The sequence below is a fragment of the Anaplasma marginale str. Florida genome (assembly GCF_000020305.1).
Classification (GTDB): Bacteria; Pseudomonadota; Alphaproteobacteria; order Rickettsiales; family Anaplasmataceae; genus Anaplasma; species Anaplasma marginale.
The window spans coordinates 758,580-779,306 of record NC_012026.1 but is presented as its reverse complement, the minus strand read 5'-3'; the positions used below and the strand labels follow the sequence as shown (position 1 = coordinate 779,306).

Below are 20,727 nucleotides of genomic sequence, written 5' to 3'. Positions count from 1 at the left end.
TGAGTTACACCCAGTATGCCTGTTTGGTGGAATCGGTTCGCTGGAGAGGAGGCTCTGGCATTTTCTGCGGAGCAGTTATTCTCCATCGTGTTGGATGTAGAGCGGTATCCGGAGTTCCTTCCCTGGTGTAAGGAGGTGAGGGTGGTGAGTCGCGATGGCTCCTCCCTGGTTGCTGAGGTGGTTGCAGGTTTTCTCTCACTCAGGGGTGGGTACACTTCGCACGTTTCGTTTTGCCCTCCTAGAGATAGCCAGCCAGGCTGGGTTAAGGTGCAGTCCACCGACGGCGTATTTAGGCTTTTGCAAAGTGAGTGGCGTTTTTTACCAATGGGGAGCGAAAAAACGCTGGTCAAGTTTTGTATAAAGTTTTCTTTCAGGCAAAAAATACTTCAGATTACCTTTGATGTCGCGGCAGACGTTGCCAAACACCGGATTATGCGCGCATTTCGTGCAAGAGCCTACGAGTTGTTTGGGAATAAGGACTTAGGACGTTAAATCTCATTCACCAATACCAAGCTTGTTTGTGTGAGCCTGTGTATGTATATAGGTAGAGCTGGTTGGGGGTTGTCATGTACGGAGTTCTATCGGCTGCCGGGGTGTACGGATTTTTTGCAGGCGGAGCCAATGCTGCGTTGCCGGTTTTGTGGCGAGATGGGCTCGAGCTGTCACGCGTTTTGCACTCTGCAATGCCGCTTTTTCTGTCGTTTTCCCTGGCTTTGCTGGCTATATTGCTGCAGTCATGTGGAAATATGCGTGCGCGGGAGGTGTTATGCTGCCTACTGTATTACGCAAGTAGCACATTTGTACTTTCGCTGTCTGACCCCACCTTCATTGCCGTTGGGTTTGAGTTTATGGCGCTTTTTGCGCTTCTCCTCATTGCGTACGGGTGCCCTGCCGGCAATATTGGAGCATTTCTTCATTACGCGTCTGTGCACTTTATTTCAGGAGTGCTCCTCCTCGTAGGTGCATGCAAATTTGCTCAGGTAGGCCAATTCACTGGGCTGTCTAAGACATTGTATATGGCCGGTCTTCTGATAAACGCTGCATCATTTCCCGCGTCATCCTGGGTTTCACATACGTATCCTATGTCCTCCAGGTTTGGGATTATGGTGTTATCTGCATTTACGACTAAAGTTGCCGCCTGCATTCTGCTGAGAATGTTTTCTGGTGATCCAATACTGCTATATGCGGGTATGATGACCGCTATATACGGTGCAATTTTTGCCTGGCTGGAACGAAATATAAGGAAGGCCATGTCCTATAACGTTGTCGGGCAGGTGGGGCTGATGCTGATTGCTATAGGGTTTAGCGGCGTTTCCTATGGGGTGTTGATTGCGTATATGGCGCTTTCAGTGCTTTACCAGACACTGTTGTTTATGGTAGCGGATGTGGTTACAGTAGGCAGTGCGGAGCACAGAAGGGGCGGCCTGTATGCCGTTTATTTGTCGATTTTTGCCTGTATAGTTGCTGCATTGAACATGGGAGCCTTTCCTGGGAGTGCAGGGTTTGTAGTGAAATCATTAGTGCTGCATAGCGCGGGAACCGCTGGGCTTATTGACGTGATATCAAAACAGGTCTTTCTGATTTGCAGTCTCCTATTATTTGCTGGCGTAGGGTTAAGGTTGGTGTGGCTTTCAAGTGCGCAGCTGCGCGCTAGCCATAATGAATCCTCATCGGTTGGCAGGTATCTTCTTGAGGCCCCCATGGCTTTCTTGGTGCTGTTGTTGGTAGTTTTGGGCATGTTTCACAAACAAGTTCTCTCCTTTACGGGGGAGCGGTTTGTATACACGCCGAAAGACGTGGCCGTTCAGATTGCAGCCATTTCTGTTACGGCGTTATGTTTTGTTATATCGTTGCGCAACAAACTGCTAGGCAGATGCGAGTTCAGCATAGATATTGACTGGATTTATAGGCGCTTTCTTCCCAAGGTGATTTCTGGGTTTTGGAATTTTGTGTTATACCTATGCAACGTACTTTCCGAAAAAGTGTGTATCCCCGAATACGATGATGAGGATCATGCTTGGGTGTCGGCGTTGCGCCAAAGGATGGAGGCGGCCGACGTTGCTTTGCTTTTGTGTATGCTGGTTATCGGAGTTGTGTTGGTGTTAACTTATGTTTGATTCTTTAGCCAAGGGCATTGCCTCTGCGGTACAAAAACTAGGCGGTAGGCGCGAAATATCTGACAAAGACTTTGATCTTGTCTTGGAAGATGTAACTCAGGCCCTACTGGATGCTGACGTGAACCTCATGGTTGTAGAGCAGTTTATAGGGGATGTAAAAAGCAAGATAGTTGGGGGTGAGGTCGTCAAAGGAGTCCTGCCTGAGCAGATGATTATCAAGCTTATGGAGGAATGCCTAATAGAGGTTTTAGGTAATGAGAAAAGCGAGCTTGACTTAAGCGGGAAAGCGCCAGTTGCCATCATGATGGTTGGGTTGCAGGGTGTTGGTAAGACCACAAACACGGTGAAAGTCGCCTTCAAACTGAAGAAGAGTGAGAAAAAAGTCTTGGTTGCGTCCCTAGACGTATACAGACCGGCGGCCCAGGAGCAGCTTGGAGTTTTAGCGCAAGGGGTAGGTGTAGACAGCCTTCCCATTGTTGAGGGTGAGTTACCACTGGATATAGCCAAAAGAGCTATGAAAGAGGCAAAACGCGGGGGGTATGATGTTGTCATAGTTGATACTGCGGGTAGATTGCACATAGACCAAGAAATGATAGGGGAGCTTCAGCTCGTCAAAAAGGAGGTCTCGCCCAACGAGACTATACTGGTTGTGGACTGCATGATGGGGCAGGATGCAGTTGAGGTTGTTCGTGGGTTTCATGATAAACTCAACCTTACCGGCACAATCTTTACCAGGGCTGATGGGGATTCACGCGGAGGTGCAATACTCTCCATGAAGATGGTGTCCGGGTGCCCAATAAAGTTTATGTCTACGGGGGAGAAGCCCGAAGATTTGGACGACTTTTACCCAGACAGGGTTGCACGCCGGATTTTAAACATGGGTGACGTTGCCTCCCTTGTTGAAAAAGCGGTTGAAGCTGTAGGTAGAGAAACCATACGTGACCTTCAAGACAAGGCCAGCAAGGGGAAATTTGACCTTGATGACTTAGTAGTGCAGCTGAAGGCTCTAAGCAGAATGGGTGGAATTGCCAGCATTATGAAGTTTATTCCCGCATTTGGGAATGATGTAAAACGCAAGGTCGCAGGGATTGTTGACGACAGCAAAGTAGACAAGTATATTGCCATAATAAACTCTATGACTAAGCTAGAGAGGGCTAACCCCAAGATATTAAACGGTGCGCGCAAAGCCAGAATAGCGAAGGGCGCTGGAGTTAAGGTTGACGTAGTTGATGCACTGCTAAAGCAATACAACCAGATGAACTCCATGATAGGCAAGTTTAGCCAGATGAAGGCAAGCAAGCTTAAGGATGCGGATATTATGTCCTTCCTACAGCGCAAGGGGATGTAATGGATTCATGCATTGCTGCGCCTTTTTGTTGTCATTCTCTGCTGTATTGGTGAGGCGGTACGTGGCCGAGATAGAGTGTGGTACCTAGGTTTTTATGATGGGGCGCGATTCGGAGAAATGTTCTTTGGTTGCCGTTGTGGGCGCAACCAATGCTGGTAAGTCCACGCTTATCAATGAGTTGGTGGGGTTTAAGGCTTCAATAGTAACTCCGAAAGTCCACACAACGCGGGTGCGAATGAATGCAGTGCGCAACGATGGGAATGTCCAGCTGGTGTTTACAGATACCCCAGGTGTTTTTGCGCCGAAAACCGTTCTGGAAAAGTTTTTGGTGAAAAACGCATGGATGTCTATCAGAGGTGCGGACGTTGTGGTTTTGGTACTTGAGGCCAGGAACTATCTGTGTAGCCAAGTTGCCAGGGTGGTTGCCACAGTTAAGCACTCGCATATTCCCGCTGTGGCCGTGCTTAATAAGACCGATCTGCTTCAGGAGTGTCGTATTCGCGGGATTTTAGCACACGTACAGTCCATGCACGAATTTACCGGGGTTTTTGCGATTTCGGCACTTCACGGTTTGGGCACTGAGGCTCTGTTAACACACCTGCGCGAGTCCGCGGATTACTGTCCGTGGTTGTATCCCGGTACTCAGCGTACTGACGCCACTGTAGAATTTTTTGTAGCCGAAATTACTCGCGAAAAGCTGTTTCTTGCTCTCCGCCAGGAACTGCCATACTCACTGTCTGTGGTTACGGAAAAGTTTGAAGATAGGGGCCGTAGCGTCATAATCAAACAGGTTGTGTATGTAATCAAAGAGAGTCAAAAAACAATCGTTGTGGGGAAAAATGCTGCGCTCATAAAGGGTGTCAGCACGGCGGCGAGAGAGGAAATAGAGCGCATTCTGGGTAAAAAAGCACACCTTTTTTTGTTTGTTAAGGTGCGCAAATTCTGGCAGGATCACCTGGATGAATGCGTAGGATACACACAATGCTGAGCTCGTTATTGGTTTTTGACATTGAAACTATACCAGATACTGACAGCTGCGACAGTCTTGTGGGAAGAGCTGTTGGTGGTGATGTTGCGGCCAAGCGCGAGGCTATGGCTGACTACCATCTTGAAGTGACTAATGGGCAAAATCCATTCCTGCGCCAGCCGTTTCACAAGATAGTGACAATAAGCTTTCTCAGAGCGGATATACGGCGCGATCTGGGGTGTGAGCACTTTACACTGCGCGAAATACGTTCTGGGGGAACTGTGGCCTCCACAGAGAGGGAACTGGTGCGCGGGTTTTTGGGCTACCTTTCCGCAATCAAGCCCCGCATTGTGACGTTCAATGGGCGCACTTTTGACCTGCCTGTGATAAAATACCGGGCCATGGTGCATGGAGTTCAAGCTGGGTATTTGTATAATTCTGGTGACAAGTGGAACAACTATTTTCAGCGATATAGCACAGATTGGCACTGCGATTTGCTCGATTATCTTTCAGATTTTGGCACGTCCGCCAGGGTAAAAATGCATGAAGTGTGTTCTGTGCTGAATTTTCCAGGCAAAATAGGTATAGACGGTTCGGAAGTTGCGCGCATGTATGACTGCGGGCAGTTGTCTGAAATTCGTGACTACTGCGAGTCTGACGTAATCAACACCTACCTTGTGTACCTTAGGCTGATGCACCATCAAGGCAGGGTGACATCGGACAGTTATAACGAATGCATCAAAGATTTGCTGGAGTATCTGCAAACCAGTGGCAACAAACACATGCTTGAATTTGTTGCGGAGTGGGAAAAGGTTTGCGATGGCCAGTTTTTTATGTTGGGGGAAGAGGTGTCTTGAACGGAGCGCGGCCTCCATTGGGTTATTGCACGCGTGTTTAATAAGTTTTATCGTAGTTGGGTTACCATAGTGCACACGCACCTGCCAGCGCCTGTGAGTAGACGTGATGTCTAGCGTGCCTGTGCAGAGCTGTAATATGAAGTCAGTAGGCTTTTATACGTCTCCCTAGTGGACATCAACTCAGTTTTGAGTCAGAATCATGCTTTGTGGCGAGAGCCGCGGCGCCTTTTCCAGGTTGCTGCTCGTTGAGTGGCGGCATGCATGACTCCGGATGTGGCGGGTGCGTGCGCCGTTTTCTACAATATCTGTGCCATTCCTGGGGCTCAATTGCAGGTTTTTCTACTGTGTGCCGCTGTCGAGACCGATATGTCTACTTGTAGTTTGCAATGATAAGGGATATTTGTGCCATGAGATTCGCGAAGTATATAGCTTTTTGGGTTGGGCTTATATCGGTAATTGCCTTCCTATACGATGGAGTGCATAAACCACCATTTGGCAGTTTTGGCAACACTGCAGCCGCGATAAGCGACGTACCCATTATAAAAGATGGAGGGGTTGCATTTCGCAAATCCAAGGACGGCCATTTTTATATACTTGCGGCTATCAATGGGGAGAATATAACATTCCTAGTGGATACAGGCGCGACGGATGTTGTGCTGTCTGAAAGGGATGCGCAGAAGATAGGCGCGCATATGAGGCCGGTGCAGCAATCTAAAACCTACCATACAGCAAATGGGGCCATAAAGGCCACTTATTTTCAGATACCAGAAATCAGAATAGGGACGTTGGTTGCGAGAAATGTGGGTGCTAGCATTAGCACGTCTGAGCTGCGAACGTCTCTGTTGGGAATGAGTTTTCTGAAGCATTTTCACTTTACGATGCGGAATGACGAGCTACTGCTTTCTCCAAGCTGAAATCTAGACGCGCCGAAGTAAACTTTGCACGCATGCCACGCGGGGTAGGGGCTGCTTGCACATGATTACGCTAGTGAAGACGCCGAGGTTTTGCTATAAACTTAGGGTGCTCTTTGCAGGTACGGTGTGGGAGCAAAACTCCGGAAGTTATTGCCTCTCATGGATGAACAAGGCCTTGATGCGCTTCTGTTACACCATGCTGATGAATATCAGTCTGGGTGGGTGCACGAGAGTAGGCAAAGAGTAAAATGGCTGTGTGGCTTCAGTGGGTCAAACGCTTTCCTGATAATTTGCAAAAAAGGCAAAAGTCAGTTTTTTACCGACAGTAGATACATAGTGCAATCCGCGTTGGAGGTGGATAAAGATAGTTATGATGTTCATGACTTCCGTGATTTAACTCCCTTTGCATGGCTTGAAGCACACATAGACGAATATCCCGTTGTGGGCTATGAAGGGGAGCTGTTCACGCTCAGCCAGGTAGGGAGGTATGCAAAATTTCTGCCCAAGATGGTGCAGCATATTATGTTAGACAAGATTTGGCAGCGGCCCATGCAGATTCACCAGCGCATACAGGAGCATCCAATAAAGTTTGCTGGGCTTTCAAGCCGTGAGAAGCGCGCGGCCGTTGCTCATACTCTGCCCACCAGTGGCGTCATGTTGATGACCGATGTAGACGCGATATCATGGCTCTTGAATATACGGAACATGGCATTTACGCATACTCCTTCTGTTTTGTCGCGTGCAATACTCCATAGTAACGGGGGCGTTGAGCTTTTTGTGGATGCAGCGGCTGATCAGGTGCACATAAGTGATGAGGACGTGCGCGTTTTTTCAATAGATAAGTTGCACGGTGCCCTAATGAGCGCTCACAGCATTGTGGTGGATGCATCCACGATTCCAATGTCAATATTTGACGCAGTGCGAAGTAAAGTGGTGACGATCAGGGATGATGATCCCTGCACCTTCCCCAGGGCAACAAAAAACGAAACCGAAATACGGGGGATGATCCAGGCTCACGTCAGAGATGGGGTAGCCATGACCAATTTTCTGTATTGGTTGCACACGGAACTTGCAAATTGCAGGGAGGTGACGGAGCTAGGAGCCGCGTTGAAAGTCCGTGAGTTCAGAGAAGCCCAAGAGCTATTTGCCGGAGAAAGCTTCGATGCAATTTCTGGTTTCGGAGGGAATGGTGCAATCGTCCACTATAGGGTAAACGAAAAAACAAGCCAGGTACTGCGCGAAGGGGGGCTGTATCTGCTAGATTCCGGTGGGCAATATTTGGATGGCACGACAGATATTACCAGAACTGTGGCGGTTGGCACTCCAAGTAGAGAACATATTGAGCGTTTTACTGACGTGCTAAAAGGGCATATTGCCCTGGCAAGAGCGGTTTTTCCCACTGGCACCTCGGGGGGAGACCTGGATGTTCTAGCTCGCCAGTATTTGTGGAGCAAAAAGCTCGACTATGGGCACGGTACTGGGCACGGCGTTGGTAGCTTCCTATCTGTGCACGAGGGCCCACAAGCAATCTCACGCGGCAACCGGGTGGCACTACTTCCCGGTATGGTACTTTCCAATGAGCCGGGCTACTATAAGGTTGGCGAGTATGGCATTAGAATCGAAAACCTGATGTATGTTGAAGCGTGTGGTGAGGGATTTTGCAGATTTCAACAACTTACCCGCGTTCCGCTAGACAAAAACCTGATAGACACCAAAATGCTCAGTTCCGAAGAGATAAAGTATGTGAATGATTATCACAGCTTCGTATACAACGAAGTAGCGCCCCACGTTGCTGCAGCGGTCAAAGCTTGGCTACAAACAGCCTGCTCACCACTGTGAGTATGCTGAGCGTGCTCTTTGCGGGGTGGAATGACATCAGGGTTGTCCCGTGCACAATTTTTGTGTATGTTCGCTGTTGTTTTCCGCTTGGTTTCGGTGCGGAGTGTTGCGTGCAGTTTAAGTAGAGAGATGGGGGGGGGGGAGCGTTGGTCGCCGAGGTTCTGTTTTTTGTTCCTGCCATGGAAGATTGCCTATGGGCATGCTGGTGTTGACCCGTGCCAGTGCAGACTCAGCAAAGTCCAAAGGGGCTCTAGAGGAATTGGGGTTCGACGTTTTTGTTGAGCCCATGTTTGAAGTTGTGCATCTGCGTACTGAGGCCCTAAAGTTGCAGTCATATGACGTCACTGTTGTTACGAGCAGGAATGGTGTTGATGTTATTGCCAAGCTTACCGATGAACGTGATATCTGCATATTGACTGTGGGTGACAGCACCATGAAGCGTGCGACTGCTCTTGGGTTTACTAATGTGGTATCTGCGGGTGGCACCGTGCGCGATGTAATATCTTGCCTGAATGCGTACCAACGCGGAACCAAGGTGCTATACGCGAGAGGGGAGGAAGTTTCATACGATTTGCGCGGTGCTGCAGAGAAAATGGGTTTTGAGGTAGAAGAGGCTGTGCTCTACAAGGTTGTAGCTAGAGCGAATCTGAGCCCCCAGTGCTGTGATCTGCTCATGAATGGTGAGATATTGGGTGTGGTTTTTTACTCAACTAGGACGGCCAAGATTTTTACCGAGTTATCCAGACAATACAGCAGGCTTCTGCGTAATGTTTGTGCGTATTCTATGAGCAGCGGGGTTTTTCGCGCACTGAATGTGGGTGCGTGGAAGCGGATACTTGTTTCTCGACGCCCCACTGAGGAGTCATTGTTTAAGTTATTGTTAGGCATTGAAAGATCATAAATGGTGTGTTATGAAACGTGAAATCTGAGAAATGGTTTGGAATCGCCGTAAGTTTTGTTTAGAGGTTTTGGCAATATAATGCCGGATTTGGTTGGTCTTATGTGTGTAGCGGATGGGTTTGAAATATGAAATGTTTGAGTGGATACGTCCGCACGGCGTTATGTTGTTTCCTGTTGAGTTGGGCATGCTCTTTTGAGTGTGTGCACGCTCTTACGGCAAGCACGGTAGGTATATTGTCTACTAAAAGTTCGACATATCCTAATGAATATGATACTGCCACGGGGATCACCGAGTTACTCGTCACCTTAGGTGCGAAAAATGTGACAATTGTGGATTATAACAAGATAATCGAAAATGCCGGCGGCGCCGGTGCGGACATGGCAGCGATAAAAGACAGCCTAAGTGGGTTTCTGCGAGAGAACAATATAGACAGAATTCTGATTCCAGGTAACTACTACAACATAGTTTCTCCCCCGCTGCCCCCGGTTCCTAACAGACAACTGGTTACAGATGCCGTGGTAGGCCTGATGAATAGCGGGGCTGACTTGCATATTTTGGGTATTTGTGGAGGATTGCAAGGTGTGTTGCACTCACAGAATGTAAGGCTGAGCAGAGTGCAGGATATTTTGGGCTCCAGTGCAATGGCTGAGTCTCACAATATTGCTGATCCAAACCCAAGGCTTCCTGGGGTTCCTCTAATGAGAGCAAGGGCCTTGCCGGGCACCAAACTTGAAGTCATCGTCAGGAAGGTAAATGCGGGGGACGATCCGGTGTTTTACCTACCCGATGCGCACAAAGAAGCAGTAGACAATTCTCCGGAAAATATGGAAAAGCTGAAGGCGCTCGGCTACAAGGTTGCTGCAGTATCTGATGATGGCATCATAGAGGCGCTTGAGGACAGCAAGGGCAACATGTTGATACAAATGCACCCAGAGTACCTACTAATGAATGCTGACAAAAAAACGGGCAAGCACCGCGCGGTTGACCTTGGTATAAAAGTGGCTCTTGCCATCATCACAGATTTTCTCGGGGACGGTTCCGCCGGGTAGCGCGTGATACGTGGTTTTGCTCCGCGCGCAGGTTGGGGTTTCTGCATCATGCTGATGGGGGGCGCTATCGTACCGGTAGTTTGGCCGCATATAACCCGAAAAGAGCCATGTACCTGCAGGGCGCCGCGCTCTTTCGAGAGCGGCCGTGCGCATTTATCACGGTCATTGGAAAATTGTGGCATAATGTGCGGCTTAGTGTGCTAGGTAATGCGAAACTGTGACGGGGCGAATTATAGCGGAGGTTGCGCTACCTGTACCTGTGGATCAATGTTTCTACTACTCTGTACGAGAAGATATGGAACTTTCTGTAGGCGACTACGTGCGGGTTCCCTTTGGAAACAGAGTGGCAATAGGCATCATCACCACCATGAGGAGTGGGCCTGCCCCTGATATGGAGCTGAAAGACATTGGCGACAAAATTCCCCTTCCGCCGGTACAGCGGCCGCTCATGGAGTTTCTGAAGTGGGTCAGTAGTTACAACATCATGCCAATAGGTATGGTGCTAAAAATGGTGCTCGGCAGCGTTATTGTTGCAAAGTCTCGCATGTTTGGCACACAGGAGTACAAATGTTGTGTGCCAACTGATAATAGCCCCGCGCTGAGCACATCTGCTGCGCTGTCAGGGGAGCAGCTGAAGGCCCGTGACCAAATAGTGGGGAGGCTTTCTGGGTTTTCAGTAACTGTACTGGACGGGAAAACTGGTTCCGGTAAAACCGAGGTTTATTGCGCGGCAATAGCCAAGTTGCTGCACGACTGCTTGGATGCTCAGGTTCTGATCTTGCTGCCGGAAATAGTTTTGGCCACGCAGCTCATGAAGCGGGTGCACAGCTATTTTGCAGGGTGCAACCCCGTAGAGTGGCACTCCGGCCTTACGGCGAAACAGCGTAGGGAAAATTGGCTGGCGATCACTTACGGAGCCTCATCAATAGTGGTGGGAGCCAGATCTGCCCTGTTTTTGCCGTTCAAAAATTTGAAAATGATAGTCGTTGATGAAGAGCACGAATCCTCCTTCAAGCAAGATTCTGGGATTATTTACAATGCACGTGACATGTCTATCGTGCTCGCGAAACGATTGGGTGTGCCTGTGGTTCTGTGTTCTGCAACTCCGGCCCTGGAGACAATGCATAACGTCAACCAGGGTAAGTACCATCACGTTGTATTAAAGCAGAGATTCGGCGAGGCAGTAATGCCCGATATCACAGTGGTCGATATGCGCAAAGATCAGCTGCTCAGAGAATGGCTCTCATCGGCGCTGCACGACAAAATCACTTCCACCCTCGCCAAGGGTAACCAGGCGATGTTGTTTTTAAATCGTCGCGGATATGCGAGATTGGTCTTGTGCAAAAAGTGCGGGTACAAAATAAGCTGCCCAAATTGCTGCACATGGCTAACCGAACACAAAAGGTTAGATGGCCTGCTGTGCCACTATTGCGCATACAGCTGCGCAGTGCCCCAACAGTGTCCAGACTGCACCAAACACAATACCATGATGCCATATGGGGTGGGGGTTGAGAGGGTTGCTGAAGGCATAAAGGAGCTCATTCCGGGGGCAAACGTTGCAATCATTAGCAGTGACGTAAGTACCAAGCGAATTACCCGCACAATAGAGCAAATCATGGAAGGTGAAGTGAACATTATTGTGGGCACCCAGATCATAGCCAAGGGGCATAACTTTCCCAAGCTGACTCTTGTTGGAGTCATAGATGCGGATTTAGGCATGGGAAACAGCGATTTAAGGGCGACTGAGAAAACCTACCAACTGTTGCACCAGGTCTCTGGTCGCTCAGGCAGATTTGAAGAAAAAGGGGAGGTGGTGTTGCAAACACACGGCCCGGAGAGCCCTGTTATTCAGTCTTTGATGTCTTGCGAGCGCGAGGATTTTTACAATGCGGAGCTGCACTCGCGCAAGATTACTGATATGCCCCCATACACGAGGCTTGTTGCCATAATAGTATCAGGCAAAGAGGAGTTTAGGGTTGTGGATACGTCTAAAGATATTGTGGCATACCTTTCAAGGCATATAACGGTTTGGGGGCCAGCGCCCGCCCCTATGAGCTTAGTAAACGGTGTGTACCGGTACAGGATGCTGATGAAAATTAGCAATATCATGGCTGTGAGGAAGATCTTAACGGAGTGTCGGGATCGGTACACAAAACTTGGGAGAGTAAGAGTTGTGATAGACGTCGACCCGGTTAACTTCGCGTGAGCGCTGCCCAGTTAACTTCGCGTGAACACTGCTTGCAAGCGGCTATTCGCGTTGGTTTGTATTTATAAGTGCGGTCAACCGCGGCTTTTTGATGCTGTTGGGTGTCCGAGCGCCCATTTTTTGGTGCTCCTCTCGTCTATAAACCCGAAGCGGCAGTCATCTGCACTTCGAAACGTGGCAGATATTTTCTGTGTGATGTACTTAGGGTCAGGGTTATGGCGCTCCGTAGCCCCGTTTCGGCCGCAGTTCATCCCATAGCCCGGTTGTGGTAATCCTGCCATATTTCTGCCACAATTTACTTGTTCCCACGGCCAACGATCTTACTTAAGTGCAATAATCGTGCCTCATTCCTGGGTCGGTTCCGGCCTTTATAGCTTCCATGCTTATACATTTCAAAGGCACGCAGCGCGATGCATGTATTTGTGTTTGGTTGCACGGCTGCGTACTGACAATCTCCTGGTGACGGAGCCCCAGCGCGGCGAATACTCGACAATCAATGTCTGTTGCCACGAATGTTGGTATATATCATGCTGTGGTTGACTATCGCTCACATCATGGTACAATTGCGCAGGTTTGTTGTGTTTTCGGGGGTTCCTGTGAGTAGGGTTTGTGACGTTACTGGGCTTGCCAAGTCCTTCGGTAACAAGGTGTCGCACTCCAACCGTAAGACGAAGCGGTCTTATCTGGTGAATTTGCACAACGTGACTTTAGTTAGTGAGGTGCTTGGTAGGAAGTTTAAGATGAAAGTCGCTGCCCGTACCTTGCGGACTATAAACTACAAGGGCGGCTTCGATCTTTATCTGTTGAATACCGCTTCCAGGAAGCTAAGCGACGAGGCGCAGAAGATAAAGCGCAAGATAAGGGCCGCTATCGCATCTGGTAAATCCTTGCAGTGTGGTGTACTTTAAAATTACCCCCGGTTTCTTGCTTGTAGGTTGCCGGCTCGCTCTAGCGCAGATATGAGTTGCTGTATGTCGTCAGCCGGTTTCGATGTAAACTCGATGTACTTTCCGGTGGATGGATGACGGAAGCCGAGTAGGGACGCGTGCAGGGCTTGTCTACGGAAGTTTTTGACATCCGGCGGCACCCCGCTCCTCATGCATTTCTTGCAGTTCTTACCATACTTCTGATCCCCCACTATGGAGTGCCCTATATGGCTCATGTGCACCCTTATTTGGTGCGTCCTTCCGGTGTGGAGCGTGCATCTAATCAAGCTTGCGACTTCCCCCAATTCCTGTTCAACCTCATATTCTGTTTTTGCCGGCTTTCCGCCGGAATTTGCAGCTTCCATCATGGTTATGTCAGACCTTTTTACGCGGATGTTTGTATGTATCACGCCCCGCTTGGGACAAGGTATACCCCAGGCCACCGCTAGGTATTCTTTCTTGAATCCTTGGTTGGCAAGTTCTTCGGAAAGCCTATAATAGGCGTTTTCGGTCTTCGCGGCTACCATTAGCCCGCTGGTGTCCTTGTCCAGTCTATGTACGATGCCCGGCCTTGAGCTACTACCGACAGACTGCAAACCGGCCCCGAATCGGGCAAGCAGCGCATTTGTTATCGTGTGGTGCTCAATTCCATTTCCTGGGTGGACGGCTATGTAGGGGTCTTTATCTATTACTATAACATCATGGTCTTCGTACACTACTTTGAGGTCAATATCGTAGTTGGGTGATAGAGTGCTGGGTTTCTGTACGGCCGTCACTATTGTGTACACGTCACCTGTTTTTGTCAGATAGCTGTTGTTGTTGATTACTCTTCCAGAGATTGTAACTTGCCCACCCGCGATCAGACCCTGCGCCCTGTTGCGTGATATTTCCAACGCGCACGAGATTAGTTTATCAATTCTTTGTTGGTCGTCCTCTTTGGTGACGCACACTTCGTGTACGCATTTCATTCTGATTACTGGTTTTCCACCATGGTATCTCCGTATATTGCCAAATGCAATTGCGATTCTCTCAGGCGCTTTGTGGAGGTGGATATTCTGGTGGGTGAAGCAAAAACCTGCGGGGCTGCGCCCAGTTTGGGTGTGTGTATTCCGCCCACAGATAACCAGGTCCGGATAACCCGGCTCATTTACAATTGATATGGGCGTCAGTAAAAGTACTTCCCGGTGGAGATTAACCTCAGGTGTTGTGCAAGTGTGCTAAAATGCGGGTGTGTTGCAAAAAATATTGTTTTGCGGTAAGGTGGCTCGAATGTAGAATCGGTGCCGCGTTGGGCTGTTTGGCGGGAGTTTGCGGCCCTCTGAGTTTACAAGTTTTCTGTGGGCTGCATGATACGAAAGATTCTAATTGCAAATAGGGGAGAGATAGCGTGCAGAATAGCGCGGACTGCGCGCAAAATGGGCATAAAGTGTGTATGCGTATACTCTGACGCAGACCGTGGTGCGCTGCATACTCTATGTGCCGATGAAGCCGTGTACATAGGCCCAGGTCCGGCCAGCCAGAGCTACCTGGATATATGTAAAATCTGCGCCGTGGCTAAGGATACCGGGGTGGATGCGGTGCACCCGGGTTATGGGTTTCTTGCTGAGAATGCAGAGTTTCCAGATAGGCTGTCTGAGTGTGGTGTAGGGTTCATAGGCCCGGCTCCGTCTTCCATGCGCATGATGTCCGATAAGGTGGTATCGAAGAGGGTTGCGCAAGATGCAGGTGTTGCTGTGGTCCCCGGATACATGGGCGTTGTAGAATCTCCAGCTGATGCAAAAAAAATTGCGGAGTCTATAGGGTTTCCGGTCATGATTAAGGCTGCAGCCGGTGGTGGGGGCAAAGGCATGCGGGTTGTGAAATCGGCCAAGGAAATGGAACAGGCGTTTGTATCCGCCACCAACGAAGCATCCAAGAGTTTTAGTGATGGTAGAATTTTCATCGAAAAGTATGTGGAATTTCCCAGGCACATAGAAGTGCAGATAGTGGCTGATAAGCACGGCAATGTGGTATGTCTGGGGGAGAGGGAGTGCTCCATACAGCGCAACAACCAAAAGGTGATAGAAGAAACTCCCAGTCCGTTTCTCGACAAAAAAACGCGACAAAATATGTATGACCAGTGTGTGAGCCTGGCAAAGAGGGTGAACTATTTCTCGGTGGGTACGGTGGAATTTGTTATTGATGCTGAGAAACGGTTTTACTTTCTGGAAATGAATACCAGATTGCAAGTGGAGCATCCGGTTACAGAACTTGTAACTCGCATAGACCTCGTTGAAGAGATGATCAAAATTGCCGATGGCGGGGAGCTTAGCTTCTCTCAAAACGATGTGCGGTTTTCTGGGTCAGCAATAGAGGCCAGAATATATGCTGAAGACCCAAAAAAGGGGTTTTTGCCTTCCAGCGGGCGTATAACATACTATTCCGAACCCCCCGTTAGCGAAAACCTTCGGATAGACAGCGGGGTTGCAGAGGGCGCGAATGTTAGCATGTTCTACGACCCCATGATTGCCAAGGTTGTGTCTCATGGGGGGACCAGACAAAAGGCAATTAAGGTTATGCGGGAGGCTCTCAACAGGTTCTACATCGAAGGTGTGGCGAATAATGTTGACTTCCTGCTTTCGGTATTTGGCCATTCTAATTTTATTTCTGGAAACATAAACACTGGGTTTGTTTCACAGTTTTATAGGTCTGGATTCAAGGGTGATCCACTAACTCCCGAGTTCGCGGAAATTTTGGCGTTTGCTGCGCTGTACATATATTTGGAAGATGAATCCAGAAATTACGGAAAGGCGCTAGAGAGCGAAGAGTTGTCTGTGCACGTGGGTGATTCTAAATACAGGTTTCATGTGCGGTGCTCGGAAGGGAAAATTTTTGTCGTACTGGACGATAAAAAAGGAAGCGTCGTACTATCTGGTACGTGGCATGGGAATTACAAAATGCTAGAAATATTTGTGGGTGATGCCTCTTACTGGGTTAAAGTCCGCGCGAGCTCAAGCCGGTATGCGCTAAAATACATGGCAGTCGAGGCTTTGTGTTCTGTACACAGAGCAAATGCAGACAATCTGCTGCAGTTCATGCCAGAGGTTACGAATGATGGGGCGTCCTCCGATGTTGTAGTTTCCCCAATAGCGGGGATGGTTGTGAACGTTTATGTGAAACCCGGAGATGAAGTAAGTGTGGGGCAGCCGTTGCTTGTGATTGAGGCCATGAAGATGGAAAATTTGATATGTTCGGAGGTTCAGGCAAGGGTCGCGGAAGTCTTGTGTACTAGTGGTGGAAGTGTTGTGGCAGGAGATGTTATTATCAAGTTTGTAGGCAGCAAATAGTTTTCTGATGGTCAGGCATTGCGGGTGGGTGTGGACCTGTTGTAGTGTGTTACTCCGGCAACCTTGCTTGCTTTGCTAATCGTTGGGGATAGTTGTCAGTGCTGATAGGAAAGCCGAGGAGAAGAAGTACCATAGGATTTCTATCAAAGGCTGTGGCGAGAGTTGCTACCGGCCCTCCGGTGCGTGATGGTGCTTTTCACTTTAAGGTTGACTGCAAACCTGACAGCAGACTTTGTGCCCTTCTTGCCACCCTGCCGGGGGAAGTTTACACGAGAACGCCAGAGGAGTGTTCTGTAAGGTTCAAGCGTTCAGACGTTATAAAGTTCAGGCAAGCTATACACAATCCAGTTAGGGCGGCAGCAGGTGGTGACGAGTATCACACCAGACTGGTAACGTACTTACTGCTGGAAGCGACTGACATCTTCCAAGAATATGGGGCAAACCTATATTCGCATATACATGACCGCTATATACATGATATGCGCGCTGGTGGAGGCAAGTTCCAACAGTGCATCAACTACATCAGGGGTACATACCCAGGTAGGCTGCCCGACGTGCTGTCTATGGGCTCGCGCAGCCGGCTTTGCTTTCCGAACCCCGCGCTACTCCGGGAACATTTTTCCTTTTCTGACGAGGAGTGGTGTTATGTCTTGAGGCTCAAAAAAGGCGCCCAGGAAGGGATGGACAGCCTGTTGTTTGAAGCTGCACTTATGAGATTACGACGGCTCGATTGCGGCGAGGCGACACCAAACAACGACTCCGCTGAGGAATGTCTGAGGAGGTTTTTGGCGTCAGCAACTTGTGTAATCAGAGCCCCGGTTGGGGATGACAGAGCCATAAAGATTGCCTGCGAAGATTTTTTCATCATCGTGCAAGAAATCATTGGTGATAGCCTAGTCAAATCCCACGTTGAGCATCGGCTTTTTTTGCGCCAGGAAAGGTGCCTTGCCCGCGCGCTGCAGGAAAATTTCGATTGCGCCTGGTCACGCTGTGCGTCCGCTCAAAATGCAAGCGGACACGCTACTGTAGAGATCCGAAAGGCGATTCTGAGTTTGAAGCAGGTGCAATTTCTATTGGAAAACCCCTCCTTTTTTCAGAGGTTGAACTCACTGGGGGTATTGCAAGCCCAGCAATATTTTAGGGGCATGGATGCGATTGTTGGAGCGATGATAACCTGTCTGCAGGCAAATGAAGGATCTTGGACTGAAGAGGATTTGCTGTTTTTCTTAAAGGAGACCTGCGGGCACATTACTGGTGATATTGGCCGGCTTCTAGCCATCCACGACTTTTTCTCCGTTGGGCATACCATTTATAGGGATGCAATTGTGAGGTTTACACGCAAAGAAGTCTCGGAGATATCAGAGCATATAAATCGCTGGGTGTCGATGTTTAGCGAGACGAGCTGCGCGCTCATTAGCGGAGGACATGCTTCGTCGGAGCACATGCTTCAAAACTACAGGCCCGTTGCTGGCAGCGCACCTGGGTTAGAGCCGTTGCTTGACCCCGATGTTGTATCGCGGCTTTTTTCGCGTTCGGATAGTGGCTCGTGGGAAGTAAACATTTGCCTCAGAAACGAATTACTTTTCCGGCATTTAAAGTCTCACAGGTTGTGTGACTTTTTGTGCGAGTTTGAATATGCCGACGTTCATGGGGAATGCGGCAAGCTTCTTGAAACAATTTTTAGCGATGGATGCACCAACGACGCGGCACTGGCGCTTTTGCGCGAGATTGCCAAAGATTGTGGGCGTGGGCAGATCAAAGGCGTCAATTACAGCAGGGGTCTGAGTTTTGCGCAGTATGCCTATAAGGTATCATGCTGGCTGCCATTCCACTCGTTTTGGTTGCCATGGGTAAACCCAGCAAACTACAGAACCTCCTCGGGTTACGTAGGTAAAGGCATTAAAAGCAAGTTTTATGCCAAAAATATGATGGTGCCATTCACAGAATTTTCCCGGACCATATGCCGTGGATTGCACATTGAAGATTTTGAATACAGGTTTGTGGAAAGTGACTACGAAGCGGAAATGTTGGGGAGGTTATTCAGGATTGAGCATAACATCCCAGGCTTTTTGGAGCGGGCCACATTCCCCATAAGGAAGTGCAGGTGGGTGTGGTATCTAGTGCTGGGCCTTTTGATGATTCTGTGCTCAATAATTGCGGTAGTCGGGCAAATACTTGACCATTTTGGAATCATCCCCGGGGTTTTGGTCAGGGGGGCGCTAGACGTGTTCAGATCAGTATTTGATATCACCGTGGCCATAGTAGGGATAGACACCGTAGTGGAGCGGTTCGTGTTTCTTGTTGTCAACATTGCGGGGCTGATCATCAGAGTATTAGATTTCATCCTGCTGTGTGGGCTGCTCTCCACTGTGACCAGGTTCATTTTTGGAAAACTTCATGATGCGTGTAATTTCCTGCTTGTGGCTATTATTAGCGCTTGCGAGAATTTAAATCTGTACGGGCTGAAGGATGCTTTCTGGCTGTTGGTAGAAAAATTATTGCACGGGAACGTGGAGCGTACAAACGCTTTTGATATACCCGATAACAACGCGCCAGAACAGGTGCGTGGGTGCGATGGTACGGAAGTTCGGCAGGTCATTGGTCTACAAATGCTGTCGGAGACTGTATTGACCGAATGCCGGGATCTGCCAGACGCATTTAGGTTGCTATCAGCCACTGTTGGGGAGGAACTGTACGGATGCAAACCTGACGTTAGACTTATGCTCCGTAGGTTTCGCGAGGCCCTAGATTTGCCCCAGAGTACGGTTTTTGATAGGAGCTATTTGCAACTGCGAAAAGAGTTTTTCTTTTTGCTCAACAATTACCAAGAGGAGCTAAGCATCGTTGTTAGGGAAGGTTCAAGTGTTGCAAACATACTCAATTCTTATGCCGCGAGGAGGGAGGTGTATGACAAAATTACCGCAGCGAATTTACAGACATTGCGGCTGATACATCGCAACCGTGGCGCTCCTGCTGTTGTGCAAGCAATCAGAAGCCATAGAGATGCATTGGACGTTATTAATACGGCGCGTGACCATGGAGAGTCAATTACTCTACAGGAGCTCAACGAAAAAATAGCGGCTTTACGCTGGGCGCTTTCCGCCATGGATGCGTACGATCTTACCGGTATCGTGGAGCGGCACGAAACTATAATTTCGGACACAAAGATCGAGAAGAGTTGCATAATTGCCCTTATGGATTGTGTGATTACTTTGCGAGCTTGGAAAAAAGCACTCTTGGAGCGCGGAAATGTCAGCCGAGATTTGGTTCTGTGTGATCTTCAAATCAATTTTTCTTCATACATTAGGGATGTCTGCTGCATACTTAGTGTGGCAGACCGTAGCGTGGCTGGACGGCGCAATACTGTGAGCTACCGCAGGTTCCGCAACATAATATGTACAGATTTTCTTTTGTTGGAAACTCCCTCATTTGCGGCAGAGAATATGTCAAGTTTCGTGGGGTTGAGCCTGGGTGCCAGGTCTTACTTCTCTGAACTTGGGCGCGGACTTGCTGACTTTGCGGCGCATTGTCGCGAGTTAAAATACATGTTAGCATCGCTCATGGTTTACCAAATGGCGCCGCTATTAGGCATCGGAGGTTTGCAGTCATTGTTTGACCACTACTCAAGATTTGCTGAAAGTGCCATGCGGCCGTTGGGCATCAAATCCGCGTATGACTTCTTTGCCGGGACGTACTACGCTGAGCAGTTTTTGTCCTTCTTTTGGAGTAGTGTTTTTTTCTGGGATATCATAGTAGCCTCAGAGGCATTCTTCCAAGCAGTGCTTCTATCCGAAGCTTCGGAAGTATCGGAGATTTTCCGCACGATGGATCACCATATTTACCTAGAATCATTTTTTCACAGAAGTTATGCGCTCGATGAAGTAAAATCCGCGCTGAACGGCCTTGGGGATTTGGTTTGTACCATTTTGCAAGTACACCAGATCAGGGCGATGCTTAGAAGTGCAAGGGCTGCCAATAGGATGCATGGTAGCCTGGAAAACTTTATGCGGCACGAAGAGATGTCGGGTGCTGTGTGCCGTTATAGCGAACACGCGCAGCGGTATTCAGGTCATGAAAAAAACGTCGGCACACGTGACTCTAGTGTGATCAGTGCCTCACTACAGTGCACTGAAGTTGTTAGTGTGCCACGTGCTGCGCCGCGCTGTTTATAGTATGACGCCCATTACGGCGTAAACCCGGCGGCAATAGGTGCATATACTGAATGTAAATTGCAGTATAGCGTCGGATTAGGTAGACTAAGCGCGTGCGACTGCGGC

General features: G+C 49.0%; 14 protein-coding genes. 13 read left to right on the top strand and 1 reads right to left on the bottom strand.

The genetic code is table 11. The features are described from left to right. Positions 1-15 precede the first annotated feature (15 nt). From AMF_RS08160 to rpmB, 11 genes are all read left to right on the top strand, one after another. Entirely contained in the window at positions 16-492 is a 477-nt protein-coding gene (locus tag AMF_RS08160; RefSeq protein ID WP_010265080.1) for a type II toxin-antitoxin system RatA family toxin, read from the top strand. A 74-nt stretch (positions 493-566) separates the two neighbouring features. Then, positions 567-2,117, top strand: a complete 1,551-nt coding sequence (locus AMF_RS08155; protein ID WP_010267930.1) for a proton-conducting transporter transmembrane domain-containing protein — start codon at positions 567-569, stop codon at positions 2,115-2,117. Then, entirely contained in the window at positions 2,110-3,465 is a 1,356-nt protein-coding gene (ffh, locus tag AMF_RS08150; protein ID WP_010265072.1) for a signal recognition particle protein, read from the top strand. The genes AMF_RS08155 and ffh overlap by 8 nt, the downstream gene beginning before the upstream one ends. Before the next feature lie 97 nt (positions 3,466-3,562). Beyond that, positions 3,563-4,453: a GTPase Era gene (gene era, locus AMF_RS08145; RefSeq protein WP_029209729.1), complete on the top strand. Its 891-nt coding sequence runs from the start codon at positions 3,563-3,565 to the stop codon at positions 4,451-4,453. Beyond that, positions 4,447-5,289 (top strand): 3'-5' exonuclease, encoded by an 843-nt coding sequence (locus tag AMF_RS08140; RefSeq protein ID WP_012880592.1) that lies wholly within the window; start codon positions 4,447-4,449, stop codon positions 5,287-5,289. The genes era and AMF_RS08140 overlap by 7 nt, the downstream gene beginning before the upstream one ends. A gap of 386 nt (positions 5,290-5,675) precedes the next feature. Beyond that, a complete protein-coding gene (locus AMF_RS08135; RefSeq protein WP_010265063.1) occupies positions 5,676-6,203 on the top strand; it encodes a retropepsin-like aspartic protease family protein in 528 nt (175 codons plus the stop codon). Between the two features lie 126 nt (positions 6,204-6,329). Continuing rightward, on the top strand, positions 6,330-8,042 hold the full coding sequence (locus tag AMF_RS08130) for an aminopeptidase P family protein (RefSeq protein WP_012659022.1): 1,713 nt from the start codon (positions 6,330-6,332) through the stop codon (positions 8,040-8,042). A gap of 193 nt (positions 8,043-8,235) precedes the next feature. Beyond that, entirely contained in the window at positions 8,236-8,943 is a 708-nt protein-coding gene (locus AMF_RS08125; RefSeq protein ID WP_037349071.1) for a uroporphyrinogen-III synthase, read from the top strand. Between the two features lie 233 nt (positions 8,944-9,176). After that, positions 9,177-9,992: a gamma-glutamyl-gamma-aminobutyrate hydrolase family protein gene (locus AMF_RS08120; RefSeq protein ID WP_237696929.1), complete on the top strand. Its 816-nt coding sequence runs from the start codon at positions 9,177-9,179 to the stop codon at positions 9,990-9,992. A 217-nt stretch (positions 9,993-10,209) separates the two neighbouring features. Beyond that, the gene (priA, locus tag AMF_RS08115; RefSeq protein ID WP_011114451.1) at positions 10,210-12,198 is read left to right on the top strand and encodes a replication restart helicase PriA; all 1,989 of its coding nucleotides are present in this window, start codon (positions 10,210-10,212) and stop codon (positions 12,196-12,198) included. Between the two features lie 596 nt (positions 12,199-12,794). Next, a complete protein-coding gene (gene rpmB, locus AMF_RS08110; RefSeq protein WP_029209882.1) occupies positions 12,795-13,106 on the top strand; it encodes a 50S ribosomal protein L28 in 312 nt (103 codons plus the stop codon). Positions 13,107-13,108: 2 nt separating this feature from the next. Here the strand turns inward: rpmB and AMF_RS08105 are convergent, their stop codons facing one another. After that, positions 13,109-14,092, bottom strand: a complete 984-nt coding sequence (locus tag AMF_RS08105; RefSeq protein ID WP_010267916.1) for an RluA family pseudouridine synthase — start codon at positions 14,090-14,092, stop codon at positions 13,109-13,111. Positions 14,093-14,470: 378 nt separating this feature from the next. Between AMF_RS08105 and AMF_RS08100 the strand changes: the two genes are divergently transcribed. Both AMF_RS08100 and AMF_RS08095 read left to right on the top strand, forming a co-directional pair. Further along, a complete protein-coding gene (locus tag AMF_RS08100; RefSeq protein ID WP_037349854.1) occupies positions 14,471-16,450 on the top strand; it encodes an acetyl-CoA carboxylase biotin carboxylase subunit in 1,980 nt (659 codons plus the stop codon). Between the two features lie 98 nt (positions 16,451-16,548). Then, positions 16,549-20,622: a hypothetical protein gene (locus AMF_RS08095; protein ID WP_100199350.1), complete on the top strand. Its 4,074-nt coding sequence runs from the start codon at positions 16,549-16,551 to the stop codon at positions 20,620-20,622. Positions 20,623-20,727: the final 105 nt, after the last annotated feature.